This window comes from Micromonospora parastrephiae (assembly GCF_016802865.1).
Classification (GTDB): Bacteria; Actinomycetota; Actinomycetes; order Mycobacteriales; family Micromonosporaceae; genus Micromonospora; species Micromonospora parastrephiae.
The window spans coordinates 1-12,955 of the sequence record NZ_JAEVHM010000161.1; the positions used below are offsets into that span (position 1 = coordinate 1).

General features: G+C 71.1%; 11 protein-coding genes and 4 pseudogenes. 7 read left to right on the forward strand and 8 right to left on the reverse strand.

Annotation, left to right across the window (positions count from 1 at the left end):
* Positions 1-142: 142 nt before the first annotated feature.
* Both JNW91_RS24315 and mug read left to right on the forward strand, forming a co-directional pair.
* The gene (locus JNW91_RS24315) at positions 143-904 is read left to right on the forward strand and encodes an SDR family oxidoreductase (protein WP_203177736.1); all 762 of its coding nucleotides are present in this window, start codon (positions 143-145) and stop codon (positions 902-904) included.
* A complete protein-coding gene (mug, locus tag JNW91_RS24320) occupies positions 901-1,500 on the forward strand; it encodes a G/U mismatch-specific DNA glycosylase (protein ID WP_203177737.1) in 600 nt (199 codons plus the stop codon). Before JNW91_RS24315 ends, mug begins: the two co-directional genes overlap by 4 nt.
* A 13-nt stretch (positions 1,501-1,513) precedes the next feature.
* Here the strand turns inward: mug and JNW91_RS24325 are convergent.
* From JNW91_RS24325 to JNW91_RS24335, 3 genes and pseudogenes are all read right to left on the reverse strand, one after another.
* Positions 1,514-3,489: pseudogene (locus JNW91_RS24325) on the reverse strand (ABC transporter ATP-binding protein).
* 116 nt (positions 3,490-3,605) lie between these two features.
* Complete coding sequence (locus JNW91_RS24330; protein WP_203177738.1) at positions 3,606-4,373, reverse strand: enoyl-CoA hydratase/isomerase family protein; 768 nt, start codon at positions 4,371-4,373, stop codon at positions 3,606-3,608.
* A gap of 46 nt (positions 4,374-4,419) precedes the next feature.
* Complete coding sequence (locus JNW91_RS24335) at positions 4,420-4,647, reverse strand: helix-turn-helix domain-containing protein (RefSeq protein ID WP_007462679.1); 228 nt, start codon at positions 4,645-4,647, stop codon at positions 4,420-4,422.
* A gap of 215 nt (positions 4,648-4,862) precedes the next feature.
* On the opposite strand from JNW91_RS24335, the gene JNW91_RS24340 reads away from it, so the two are divergent.
* Positions 4,863-5,462 (forward strand): cadmium resistance transporter, encoded by a 600-nt coding sequence (locus JNW91_RS24340; protein WP_203177739.1) that lies wholly within the window; start codon positions 4,863-4,865, stop codon positions 5,460-5,462.
* A 33-nt stretch (positions 5,463-5,495) separates the two neighbouring features.
* Here the strand turns inward: JNW91_RS24340 and JNW91_RS24345 are convergent.
* The 3 genes and pseudogenes from JNW91_RS24345 to JNW91_RS24355 form a co-directional block, all read right to left on the reverse strand.
* A pseudogene (locus JNW91_RS24345) lies at positions 5,496-6,509 on the reverse strand (ABC-F family ATP-binding cassette domain-containing protein); the annotation flags it as partial.
* A 1-nt stretch (position 6,510) separates the two neighbouring features.
* Positions 6,511-7,344, reverse strand: a pseudogene (locus JNW91_RS32640) (hypothetical protein); the annotation flags it as partial.
* Between the two features lie 37 nt (positions 7,345-7,381).
* Entirely contained in the window at positions 7,382-9,226 is a 1,845-nt protein-coding gene (locus JNW91_RS24355; protein WP_203177741.1) for a phosphoenolpyruvate carboxykinase (GTP), read from the reverse strand.
* A gap of 135 nt (positions 9,227-9,361) precedes the next feature.
* Here JNW91_RS24355 and JNW91_RS34060 point away from each other — a divergent pair.
* From JNW91_RS34060 to JNW91_RS24370, 4 genes and pseudogenes are all read left to right on the forward strand, one after another.
* Positions 9,362-9,454: pseudogene (locus JNW91_RS34060) on the forward strand (GtrA family protein); the annotation flags it as partial.
* A 210-nt stretch (positions 9,455-9,664) separates the two neighbouring features.
* Entirely contained in the window at positions 9,665-10,201 is a 537-nt protein-coding gene (locus tag JNW91_RS24360; protein WP_203177745.1) for a GtrA family protein, read from the forward strand.
* A gap of 63 nt (positions 10,202-10,264) precedes the next feature.
* The gene (locus JNW91_RS24365; RefSeq protein WP_203177746.1) at positions 10,265-10,984 is read left to right on the forward strand and encodes a GtrA family protein; all 720 of its coding nucleotides are present in this window, start codon (positions 10,265-10,267) and stop codon (positions 10,982-10,984) included.
* Positions 10,981-11,616: a MaoC/PaaZ C-terminal domain-containing protein gene (locus JNW91_RS24370; protein WP_203177742.1), complete on the forward strand. Its 636-nt coding sequence runs from the start codon at positions 10,981-10,983 to the stop codon at positions 11,614-11,616. Before JNW91_RS24365 ends, JNW91_RS24370 begins: the two co-directional genes overlap by 4 nt.
* A gap of 44 nt (positions 11,617-11,660) precedes the next feature.
* On the opposite strand, the gene JNW91_RS24375 is transcribed toward JNW91_RS24370, so the two are convergent.
* The gene (locus JNW91_RS24375; protein WP_203177743.1) at positions 11,661-12,233 is read right to left on the reverse strand and encodes a PH domain-containing protein; all 573 of its coding nucleotides are present in this window, start codon (positions 12,231-12,233) and stop codon (positions 11,661-11,663) included.
* Between the two features lie 95 nt (positions 12,234-12,328).
* Positions 12,329-12,955: biotin--[acetyl-CoA-carboxylase] ligase (locus JNW91_RS24380; RefSeq protein ID WP_203177744.1), on the reverse strand; the 627-nt coding region annotated here is incomplete at its 5' end.

Below are 12,955 nucleotides of genomic sequence, written 5' to 3' on the forward strand. Positions count from 1 at the left end.
CGCATGGGCGGCTTCGACGGGACCAGCGGGGTTCTCCGGCTGGACGCCGTGGATGACGGATCGAGCCGTCCTTGCTACGCCCCGCCGTCCGTCCACCCGTCGACATTGGCGGCAACGCAGCGGATGCGGCAGGATCGGCGTCATGGATCTCGGACTGACCGACCGGGTGTACGTGCTCACCGGCGCCTCCCGCGGCCTGGGTTACGCGACGGCGCAGTGCCTGGTCGCCGACGGGGCGCGGGTGGTGCTCTCCGCCCGGGACGCCGACGCGGTGGCCACCGCCGCGCAGCAACTGGGCGGGCCGCAGCGGGCGGTCGGCGTCACCGCGGACCTGGCCGACCCGCAGACTCCGGAGCGGCTCGTCGCGGCGGCCCGCGAGCACTTCGGCCGGATCGACGGCGCGCTGATCTCGGTCGGCGGTCCGCCGGCCGGCAACGCGGCGTCGATCACCGACGAGCAGTGGCGCGTCTCCTTCGAGACGGTCTTCCTGGGTACCGTCCGCGCGGTCCGGACGATCGCCGGCACGCTGCCCGAGGGCGGCGCGATCGGGCTGGTGCTCTCCACCTCGGCCCGCGGTCCGGTGCCCGGCCTCGGCATCTCCAACGGCCTACGGCCCGGTCTGGTCGGCGTCGCCAAGGACGTCGCCGACGACTACGGCCCGCGCGGCGTGCGGGTGGTCGGCCTGCTACCCGGCCGGATCCTGACCGACCGCAACCGCGAGCTGTTCGCCGCGACCGGCGACCCGGAGCGGGCCCGCGCCGAGGCGGAAGCGAGCATCCCGTTGCGGCGCATCGGCGACCCGGCCGAGTTCGGCCGGGTGGCCGCGTTCGTGCTCTCCCCCGCCGCGAGCTACCTGACCGGCCTCACCGTGCCGGTCGACGGTGGCGCGCTGCGCGGGCTGTGACACCCGCCGCCGCCGGACGCGCCGCGGACGGTCGTGTCCGGCCCACCCGCGCGGAGCTGGCCGCCGCCGCCGACCGCACCATTCCCGACGTGCTCGCGCCGGGGCTGGCGGTGCTGTTCGTCGGCATCAACCCCGGCCTCTGGTCGGCCGCCACCGGCTGGCACTTCGCCCGACCCGGCAACCGCTTCTGGCCGGCGCTGCACCTGGGCGGGTTCACCCCCCGACTGCTGCACCCGAGCGAACAGGGCGAGCTGCCCGCCCTCGGGCTGGGCATCACCAACATGGCCGCCCGGGCCAGCGCCCGCGCGGACGAGCTGAGCACCGAGGAACTCCTCGACGGTGCCGCGATCCTGACCGACAAGGTCGCCCGGTACCGGCCGCGTTGGGTGGCGGTGGTGGGGGTGACCGCGTACCGGATCGGGTTCGGCCGGCCGAAGGCCACCTTCGGCCCGCAGCCGGAGTCGCTGGCCGGGGCGCGGCTGTGGGTGCTGCCCAACCCGAGCGGCCTGAACGCGCACTTCACGCCGGTCACCCTGGGCGCCGCGTTCGCCGAACTGCGGGTGGCGACGGCTCTGACGGACCGTCGCCCAGCCTGATCGCCGGGGCGGATCAGTTGGCCGCGGCGGGCGGCATCGCCTCGTCGGCGACGTACGTGCCCAGCGGCATGACCACCGGCTCCGGAACGGTCGCGTCCACGTACGGGGTGGGCGAGTCGGCGACCGCGAACTGGGTCCGGTACAGCTCGGCGTAGAGCCCGCCGACCGCGACCAGCTCGTCGTGGCGTCCCCGCTCGACGATCCGCCCGCCGTCGAGGACCAGGATCTGGTCGGCGTCGCGGACGGTGGAGAGCCGGTGCGCGATCACCAGGGCGGTACGCCCGGCCAGCGCCACCGACAGTGCCCGCTGCACCGCGGCCTCGCTCTCCGAGTCCAGGTGTGCGGTCGCCTCGTCGAGGATCACGATCGACGGGGCCTTGAGCAGCAGCCGGGCGATGGCGATGCGCTGCTTCTCGCCTCCGGAGAACCGGTAGCCGCGCTCCCCCACCGTCGTCTCCAGTCCGTCGGGCAGCGACCGGACCAGGTCGGCGACCTGGGCGCCCGCCAGCGCCGCCCAGATCTCGTCGTCGGTGGCGTCCGGCTTGGCGTAGCGCAGGTTCTCGGCGATCGTCTCGTGGAACAGGTGCGAATCCTGGGTGACCACACCGATCTCGTCGCGCAGGGAGGCGAGCGTCGCGTCGCGTACGTCCACCCCGCCGACCAGCACCTGACCGTCGGTGACGTCGTAGATCCGCGAGATGAGCATGGACAGCGTCGACTTGCCCGCGCCGGACGGGCCGACCAGGGCGACCATCTGCCCGGGCTCGACGCTGAACGAAACTCCCTTGAGCACGGGCTCGTTGACCGTCCGGTCCAGCGTGGCGACCTCCTCCAGCGAGGCCAGGGAGATCTCGGCGGCGCTCGGGTAGCGGAACCGCACGTCGCGGAAGTCGACCCGGCCGGTGCGACGGGGCACCGGCACCGCGTCGGGCTTCTCCACGATGCCCGGCTTCAGGTCGAGCACCTCGAAGACGCGGTCGAAGGAGACCAGCGCGCTCATCACGTCGACCCGGACGTTGGACAGCGCGGTGAGCGGGCCGTACAGGCGGGTGAGCAGCAGCGCGAGGGTCACGACGTGCCCGCGCTGACGCCGCCGGTCACCGCGAGCCAACCACCGAGGCCGTAGGTGAGCGCCTGCGCCAGCGAGGCCACCAGCAGCATCGCCACGAAGAACGTCCGCGAGTACATGGCGGACTGGATGCCGATGTCGCGCACCCGCTCGGCCCGGTCGGCGAACCGGCGGGCCTCGACCTCGGGCTGGCCGAAGAGCTTCACCAGCAGCGCGCCGGCCACCCCGAACCGCTCGGTCATGGTCGCGCTCATCTTGGCGTCGAGGTTGTACGCCTCGCGGGTGATGTCGGCCAGCCGCCGCCCGACCCGACGCGCCGGAATGATGAAGATCGGCAGCAGCACCAGCGAGAGCGCGGTGATCTGCCAGGAGAGGGTGAACATCACCGCGGCGGTGAGCACGAGTTGGATGACGTTGCTGACCACGCCGGAGAGGGTGGAGGTGAACGCCCGTTGGGCGCCGAGCACGTCGTTGTTGAGGCGGCTGACCAGGGCACCGGTCTGGGTGCGGGTGAAGAACTGCAGCGGCATCCGCTGCACGTGGTCGTAGACCCGGGTGCGCAGGTCGAGGATGATGCCCTCGCCGATGCGGGCGGAATACCAGCGTTGGGCCAGTGACAACAGCGCGTCGGCGACCGCCAGCGCGGCGATGAACAGGGCCAGCCGGACCACCAGGCGGCCCGCCTCGGTGCCGCCCCGGTTGATCGCGTTGATCACGTCGCCGGCGAGCACCGGGGTGGCCACGCCGATGATGGCGGCCAGCACCACGGTGGCCAGGAAGACGATGATGTCGCGTCGGTACGGCTGGGCGAAGGCCACGATGCGCCGGGCCACTCCACGCTTGAGGCGGTGGGTGGAGACTTCGTCGCGGTTGCGCATCGACCGGAGCATGCTCCACCCCGCCATGCCACCGCCGGACATCGGGTTGGACACCGCTCACCTCCGGGTCGTCGTCGCGCGGACCGCACCGTCAGGTCAATTCTCCCGACGACTCTGACAACCTCGGTCGTAACCCGGATCTTCCCGTGCGGTCCTTACTATTCTCCCCGGCCGGCGAGATCGCGCAGTCGGCGGGTCTGTGCCTCCCGCTCGGCACGCTGCTGGTCGGCGTGCGACCGCCCGGCCGCGCCGGCGAGCAACGCCTTGATCTCCACCACGGCGTCGCGGGCGCCGGCGAGCAGGCCCGCGGTCAGGTCACGGACCGCGGCGTCCAACTCGCCCGCCGGTACGACAAGCGTGGCCAGCCCGATCCGGTCCGCCTCGGCGGCATCCAGCCGGCGGCCGGTCGCGCAGATCTCCAACGCCCGGGAATAGCCGACCAGCTCGACGAGGCGCTTGGTGCCGGCCAGGTCGGGCACCAGACCGAGGGTCACCTCGGCCATCGACAGCTTCGCGTCGGCGGCGAGAACCCGCAGGTCACAGGCGAGCGCCAGCTGGAAACCGGCGCCGATCGCGTGGCCCTGCACGGCCGCCACGGAGATGACATCGGGGCGGTGCAGCCAGGTGAAGGCGGCCTGGAACTCGGCGATCTGGTCCGCGCACTCCCGCTCGGGCAGCGTGGCCAGCTCGGCGAACGACCCCGGGCCGGAGGCACCGGCCACCGCGAGGTCGAGGCCGGCGGAAAACGCCCGACCCTCGGCACGGACCACCACCACCCGCACGTCGCCGGGCAGGTCCCGCGAGAAGTCGCTCATGGCGCGCCACATCGCGGGCGTCTGGGCATTGAGCACGTCGGGCCGGCACAACGTCACCGTGGCAACCGGCCCGTCGCAGGTCAGCCGGACCCCGGTCGCCTCGGCGGTCACCGGGCGGCCCGGGGCGCGGCGCTGGTGGACGACGCTGAGGGGCGGGTCACGCCTTCTTGCGGCGCCGGGCACCACCGCGCTGACGCAGCTGCACCCCGGACTCGGTGAGCACTCGGTGGATGAACCCGTAGGAACGGCCGGTCGAGGCCGCCAGCGCGCGGATGCTCTCCCCCGAGGTGTACCGCTTTACCAGGTCCTTGGCGAGCGTCTGACGCTCGGCTCCGACGATCCGGCGACCCTTCTCAGTGCTGGTGGCTGTGCCAGTGGCTGCCATGCTGTGTCCTCACGTCCCAGACTGTGCGGTTCGGATACGGTCCCACCTATTAGACCGTCTCGGACGATCATGCGCCAGATATCAACTCTTCGCCAACCGACACGCTATGCAATGTCAGCTTCCCGATAGAGTGATCCTGGCGATCGTCCCGCCGCGTCGGCCGGGTGTACCACCGCCGTGCGGCGACGCCTGTCGACGACCCGTAACCTTCGGGCGTGATCGACTTGTTGGGCACCGCGGCCGGAGCGGCGGTGGTGTTCGCCGCCACCGACATCGACGACGTCGTCATCCTGACGCTCTTCTTCGTCTCGGCCCGCACCACCGGCCGACCCCGGGCCTGGCAGATCGTCGCCGGTCAGTACCTCGGCATCGGCGCGCTCGCATCGGCCAGCGCGGTCGTCGCGGCCGGCCTGCTGGTGGTGCCCGACCCGTGGACTGGGCTGCTCGGGCTGCTGCCGATCGCGCTGGGCATCCGTGCCCTCGCACTGCGCGACGGCGACGAGACGCCGACCGTGGTGGCGTCCACACTCGGCGTGGCCGGGGTGACGATCGCGAACGGTGCCGACAACGTGGCCGTCTACGTGCCGGTGTTCCGGGCCCTCGGCGCGGCCGACAGCGCGATCTTCCTGCTGGTGTTCGCGCTGCTCATCGCGGCGTGGTGCGCCGCCGCCGCCTGGCTGGGTGGGCACCCCCGCGTGGTCCGGCTGGTCGAGCGCGCCGGCCACTGGCTGGTGCCGGCGATCTTCGTCGGCATCGGGGTGGTGATCCTGGCCAGCTCCGGCGTATTCAACCGGCTGGTCGACCTGCTCGGCTGAGCGCGGGCCGCGCCCGGGTCGCGGACCCCCCGGTCAGGCCAGCTCGACCAGCTCGAGCAGATCGTCGCTCCAGGCGTCCTCGTCACCGTCGGGCAGCAGGATCGCACGGTCCGGCTTGAGCGCGAGCACCGCGCCCGGGTCGTGCGTGACCAGGACGATCGCGCCCGGATAGTTGGCGATCGCGTCGAGCACCTGCTCGCGGCTGACCGGGTCGAGGTTGTTCGTCGGCTCGTCGAGCAGCAGCACGTTGGCACCGGAACAGACCAGGGTGGACAGCGCGAGCCGGGTCTTCTCGCCACCGGAGAGCACGCCGGCCGGCTTGTTGACGTCGTCACCGGAGAAGAGGAACGCGCCGAGGATCTTGCGCAGGTCGGTGTCGGACTGTTCGACGGCGGCGGCGCGCATGTTCTCCAGCACCGTCCGCTCCACGTCCAGTGTCTCGTGCTCCTGGGCGTAGTAGCCCAACCGCAGGCCGTGCCCCGCGTGCACCTCACCGGTGTCCGGGGTGAGCAGCCCACCGAGCATCCGCAGCAGGGTCGTCTTGCCGGCGCCGTTGAGCCCGAGGATGGCCACCCGGGAGCCCCGGTCCACCGCCACGTTGACGTCGGCGAAGATCTCCAGCGAGCCGTACGACTTGGACAGGCCGGTCGCCGTGAGCGGGGTCTTGCCGCACGGCGCGGGGCTGGGGAAGCGCACCTTGGCGACCCGGTCGGCGACCCGCACCTCCTCCAGACCGGAGATCAGCTTCTCGGCACGGCGGGCCATGTTCTGCGCGGCCACGGTCTTGGTGGCCTTGGCCCGCATCTTGTCCGCCTGCGCCATCAGGGCGCCGGCCTTCTTCTCCGCGTTGGCCCGCTCCCGGCGGCGACGCCGCTCGTCGGTCTCGCGCGCCTCCAGGTACGCCTTCCAGCCCAGGTTGTACACGTCGACGACGGATCGGGTGGCGTCGAGGAACCAGACCTTGTTGACCACCGACTCCAGCAGCGCGCCGTCGTGGGAGATCACGATCAGGCCGCCCTTGTGGTTGGCGAGGAAGCCACGCAGCCAGGCGGGGGGCTCGGTGTAGGCCGTACAGGGCCAGTGCGGCGGCGGCGAGCAGCGGGCCGCCGTCGCGCACCAGGCCGTCCACGCCCAGCAGCCACCAGCACAGCGGTAGGTCCACGGCGAGCACCAGCAGGGTGACGACGAGCAGCAGTCCCCGTGCCCAGTCCTTGCCGCGCATCAGGAACGCGGTGCAGAACAACACCGCGTAGCTGGCGGCGATGCCGGCGCCGAACCAGAACAGCACGGCCGGCACGGCGGTGAGCCGACCGTCCAGGATGGAGCCGCCGGCCACCATCGCCGGCACCAGCATCAGCGGGCTGTAGGTGAACGCAGCCACCCGGCTGGTCAGCAGCCAGGCGCTGGCCTGCGGCCGGCGTGGCGGGGTCTCCCGCCAGGAGATGCCGTCCCGGTCGATGACCAGCCGGGGCCGATGCCGGACCAGATGCCCGGCCAGCGCCGACGAGCGGTAGAGCAGCCAGACCACCGCCACGCAGAGCGCGGTGAGTACGCCGAAGCCGAGCAGACCGGGCAGGGGCGGCACCCCCTGCCGGGGCACGATCAGCCGGCCGACGGCGAAGATCGTGGTGACCGCGAGGATCAGCCCGAACGGGCGGGCCACCGTCCGACCCCGCCGGACGTGCCCGATCAGCAGCAGGAAGCCGAACGAGCGCAGCATCGCCCAGCCGGTCCGCACCGCCAGCCCGAAGCCCTGCTCCGGGGCGTACCACCAATTGAGCAGCTCGACCACGACGGTGGCCGCCGCGGTCGTCGCGAGCAGGAAGGTGAGCGCCCGGACGGCGGACGGCCGCCGGACCTCGGTCTCGGCGGCCGTCCTCATGGAATCCGATGGTGCCCGCGTCGGGCCTCGTTCACACCTACCGCTGCGGCTGCGCGGCGTCCAGGCGGGCGCGCAGCGCATCCAACTCGGCCCAGAGCACGCCGGGCAGCTTGTCACCGAACTTCTCGAACCACTCGGTGATCATCGGCAGCTCGTTGCGCCACTCGTCCGGGTCGACCTTGAGCGCGATCCGGACGTCCTCCGGAGTCATGTCGAGGCCCTCGACGTCCAGCGAGTCAGGTGTCGGAACCATGCCCACCGGCGTCTCGACCGCGTCGGCCGTGCCCTCGATCCGCTCGACGACCCACTTGAGCACCCGCGAGTTTTCCCCGAAGCCCGGCCAGAGGAACGAGCCGTCCGGGTCCTTGCGGAACCAGTTGACGTAGTAGATCTTCGGCAGCTTCGCCTCGTCGCCGTCGGCGCCCTTGCCCATCTCGATCCAGTGCCGGAAGTAGTCGCCCGCGTGGTAGCCGATGAACGGCAGCATCGCCATCGGGTCCCGGCGGACCACGCCGACCGCGCCGGACGCGGCGGCCGTCGTCTCCGACGAGAGCGTCGCACCCATGTAGACGCCGTGCACCCAGTCGCGGGCCTCGGTCACCAACGGGATGGTGTCCTTACGGCGACCACCGAAGAGGATCGCGTCGATCGGCACGCCGTTGGGGTCGAAGTACTCGTCGGCGAGGATCGGGCACTGGGTGATCGGGGTGCAGAACCGGCTGTTCGCGTGCGAGGAGAGGCCCTCACTCTCCGGCGTCCAGTCGTTGCCCTTCCAGTCGATCAGGTGCGCCGGCGGCTCGCCCATGCCCTCCCACCAGACGTCGCCATCGTCGGTGAGGCCCACGTTCGTGAAGATCGAGTTGCCGCGGTCCAGCGTGCGCATGGCGTTGGCGTTGGTCTTCCAGTCGGTGCCGGGCGCGACGCCGAACAGCCCGTACTCCGGGTTGACCGCGTAGAGCCGGCCGTCCGGGCCGAACCGCATCCAGGCGATGTCGTCGCCGATGGTCTCCACCTTCCAGCCCGGAATGGTGGGCTCCACCATGGCCAGGTTGGTCTTGCCGCAAGCCGACGGGAAAGCACCCGCGATGTGGTGGACCTTGCCCTCCGGCGAGGTGATCTTGAGGATCAGCATGTGCTCGGCGAGCCAGCCCTCGTCCCGGCCCATCACGCTGGCGATCCGCAGCGAGTAGCACTTCTTGCCGAGCAGCGAGTTGCCGCCGTAACCGGAGCCGAACGACCAGATCTCGCGGGTCTCCGGGAAGTGCGAGATGTACTTCGTCTCGTTGCACGGCCACGACACGTCCTGCTGGCCCGGGGCGAGCGGGGCGCCGATGGAGTGCAACGCGTGCACGAAGTCCGCGTCGTCACCCATCGCCTCGAGGACCCGGGCACCCATCCGGGTCATGATGCGCATCGACGCGACCACGTACGGGCTGTCGGTGATCTCGACGCCGAACATCGGGCTCTCGGCCTCGACCGGGCCCATGACGAACGGGATGACGTACATGGTGCGACCGCGCATCGAGCCGCGGTACAACTCGGTCATCGTCCGCTTCATCTCGGCCGGCGCCATCCAGTTGTTGGTGGGGCCGGCGTCCGCCTCGTCGACGGAGCAGATGAAGGTGCGCTCCTCGACCCGGGCGACGTCCGTCGGGTCGGTGCGCGCGTAGAACGAGTTGGGCTTCTTCTCCGGGTTCAGCCGGATCAGCGTGCCGGCCTCGACCAGCTCATCGGTGAGGCGGCGCCACTCCTCGTCGGACCCGTCCACCCAGACGACCCGCTCGGGGGTGGTCAGTTCCGCGACCTCACGGACCCAGGCAAGCAGTTTCGGATGGGACGTCGGGGCCTGATCAATACCCCGCACAACAGCCGGAGCAACCATGACACATCTCCTTGTGGTCGACGCTGACCGATCTATGGGATGCACGAGTCTCAGCGGCGCGATGCGTCGCTTCGTGGAAACCTGGGATTGGGCTCAGCGTAAACCGGGCAGCCTTCCGAGTCAGTGGGACTGGTTGTGAAGAACTGCACAAGGTACGGCCACGCTGCGGCATCACGATCTGATACCCGCTTTCCCGCGCAGTTTCACGCAAATCTTGTTGTGCACCCCGGCCGACGTGAGTGGCGGTCGGGCCGTGGACCTGTCCCGCCGACCGGTCCGTGGATTCCCGTTCGGAGGCGCGTCAGTCCTCCCGATTGGTTACTGTGTGTGCAGTGGCGGCGCACCCGCTGATGGGCCGGCACGAGCGTCGACGCCCGCTCGTCGTTGCTCCCCCGCTGACTGGTCACCAGCCGGTAGGCTCGGCCCGTGGCCGCCACAATGACCGGGGAGCAACCGGGTCCCCGGCAGACCCGACGGGGTCCGGTCCGCGTGCTGCTCGACCGCTTCGGTCACCTCTTCCGCGAGTTGAGCAAGTTCGCCACCGTGGGCGGGATCGCCTTCCTCCTCGACTTCGCGCTGTTCAACTACCTGACCACCGTGCGCGGAGTCGAGCAGGTGACCGCGAAGACGATCTCCACCGTGATCGCGGCCACCGTCGCCTTCGTCGGAAACCGGTTCTGGACCTGGCGGCACCGCCAGCGCAACAACCCCGCCCGGGAGTACGCGCTGTTCTTCTTCTTCAACGCAGTCGGTCTCGGCATCGCGGTGGCCTGCCTCGCGATCAGCCGGTACGGGCTGGGCAGCATCTGGCCGTCCGTGTTCCAGACACAACTGGCCGACAACGTCGCCAGCTTCGTCGTCGGCACGGGCCTCGGCACGCTGTTCCGATTCTGGTCCTACCGGCGGTTCGTCTTCGTCGAAGCGGGAACCCGGACCGTTCCGCAGGTGAAGCACGACCGTGACCACGGGGCGTGACCTGCCGCCCACCTCGTCCAGCCGGTGATCGCCGGCCTCTCCGACTGCCCTAAGGTGTTTCGCATGCGTCTTGTCCGTCTGCTGCCTGAGCGCTGGCAGAAGTTCATCCACGAGGCGCTCAAGTTCGGCATCGTCGGCGGCATCAACACCGTCATCAATTACGCGGTGTTCAATGTCCTTGCACTTACCGTTTTCGTCAACGGTCAGTTGAAGGCGACCGTGATCGCGACCATCGTCGCCACGATCACGTCGTACCTGATGAATCGCCACTGGACGTACCGGGATCGCCCGAAATCGGCGCTTCGCCGGGAGTACGTCCTGTTCTTCCTGTTCAACGGAGCCGGCCTGCTCATCGAGCTCGGCGCCGTGGCAGCGGCCAAGTACGGGCTCGGTGTGCACGGCCTCCTCGCACTGAACGTGGCGAAGACCGCCGGTGTCCTGCTGGCCACGCTGTTCCGGTTCTGGTCCTACCGGACGTTCGTCTTCCAGCCCGTCGTACCGGCCGAAGAGGAGACGAAGGCGGAGCCCACCTGGCACGACATCCCGCGCGACGAGTGGGACACCATGGCCGGTATGGACCCGGTGGCCGAACTCGCCGAGACCGTCACCGAGCTGGAGGAAGCGCAGGCCAGCGACCGTCCGGACCCGAATGCCGCACCCGGTCCCGCCGGCGCACCCGTCCAGGGCCGCCCCACGCCGCTGACCGCCGGCCTCACGGCCGACCTGGACGCGGAACTCGCCGCCGAACTGCACGCCGGCACCCGCCGCTCGCCCCGCCGGTGACGACCCCAGCCCGCTCCGGCACCGGGGCTCCCGCCGAGCTGTTCTTCGAGGACCTCGTCCCGGGGCTCACCGTCGACCTCGGCGTGGTCACCGTCGACGGCGACGAGATGATCGCCTTCGCCCGCCGGTTCGACCCGCAGTGGTACCACGTCGACCCGGAGCTGGCCGGCGCCAGCCGGCACGGCGGCGTGATCGCCAGTGGCTTCTACACGGTCAGCCTCTTCATGCGGGCGTACGTCGACCACCTGCTGTCCCGGGCGGCGGCGGACGCCTCCCCCGGCCTGGAGGAGCTGCGCTGGCTCGCCCCGGTGCGCGCCGGGGACCGGCTCGCCGTCCGGGTCGACGTGATGGGCGCGCGACCGTCGACCGCCCGCCCCGGGCTCGGTACGGCCACCCTCACCGGCACCATGCTGCGCATCGGCCCCGACGGTCGGCCCGAGCAGGAGGTGCTCCGGACCCGATTCCGAGGCTGGTTCGCCCTCCGCCCGACCGAGCCGGAGCCGACCGCCCCCGCGCCATCCGAACCGGCCGACTCGACCGGCCCCGCCGGGCCGGCCCAGCCCGCCGCGAACCACCCTCCCGCGCAGCAGTCCCCCGCAAACGGCCCTTCCGGGCCCGAACCGACCGACTGAGACCACCCCGGCGCGTACGCCGGAACGATCTCAGCCGTTCGGGATCAGGTCGTGGTGTCGCGCAGCGGCTTGCCCTCGCGCATGTCGGCGAGGATGTCGCGCATCTCCCCGTCACCCAACGAGTGCTTGTCGTGTTGCGCCTCCACCAGCTCATACAGGGTGGTCTGCACCCGGCTGACCCCCGGCACGTCGGCGAGCACCGACTGGCCGCGCTCGCCGGCCGACTCGATGGTGAGCGTGCCGCAGCCGAGCAGCCGCTCGAAGAAGTGCTGGTTCATCGAGTGGTCGTTGATCCGGGTGAGCGGGAGGTCCCGCCGGTCGCGGGAGAAGACACCCTGCTGCAACAGCACGCGCTCGTTGGTGAACAGGTAGTGGGTGGTACGCCAGACCAGGAACGGCCACAGACCGAGCCAGAGCACCGCGACCAGGGCGATCACCCCGATCACGGCGAGCGCGATCGAACCGCCGCCACTCTCGGGCAGCAGGAGCACGCCGACCACCACCGCGGCGATGGCCAGCACCAGCACCACGATCGGCCGGATCAGCGCCTTCCAGTGCGGGTGCAGGTGCAGCACGACGTGCTCGTCCTTGGTGAGCACGTCTTCGGGAAACGCCACGACAACCTCCAACGCCATTTTCTCGACGCGCAGACGGTAAACCCCCCAAGCCCCACCACGACATCCGCCACGCGGCCCCCACGTGTCGGAGGAGGTCAGCGCAGGTGGAGGACGTCGCCGGCGGCCAGGGTGCGGTCGCCGGCGGGGGTGGTGACCATCAGTTGGCCGTCCGGGTCCACCCCGGTGGCGGTGCCGGTCAGGGCCTCACCGTTGGGGAGCAGGACGCGCACCTCACGGCCGACGGTGGCGCAGGCCGCCAGGTAGGCGTCGCGCAGGCCGCTGGTCACCGCGTCCCCACCGGCGGCGCGCCAGCGGTCGTACCAGTCGGCGACCGAGCGCAACAACGCCCGCAGCAGCGGATCGCGGTCGGTGGCCGCCGCGCCGGCCAGTTGCAGCGAGGTGGCGGGCAACCCGGTCGGGTTCACCGGCAACTCGTCGGCGCGCAGCGTCACGTTGAGCCCGACGCCGAGCACGATGGCCGGCGGCTGGGCCGGCGATCGGCCGGGCACCGCCTCGGCGAGCACCCCGGCGCACTTCGCGTCGCCGATCAGCAGATCGTTGGGCCACTTCAGGGTGGCTTCCAGCTCGGCCAGCCGTTCCACCGCCTCGACCAGCGCGACACCGGCGAGCAGCGGCAGCCAGCCGTACCCCGTGGGTGACGCCGCCGGCCAGCCGCGGTCCGGCACGGCCTCGCCGGGCCGCAGCAGCACGCTCGTCGCGAT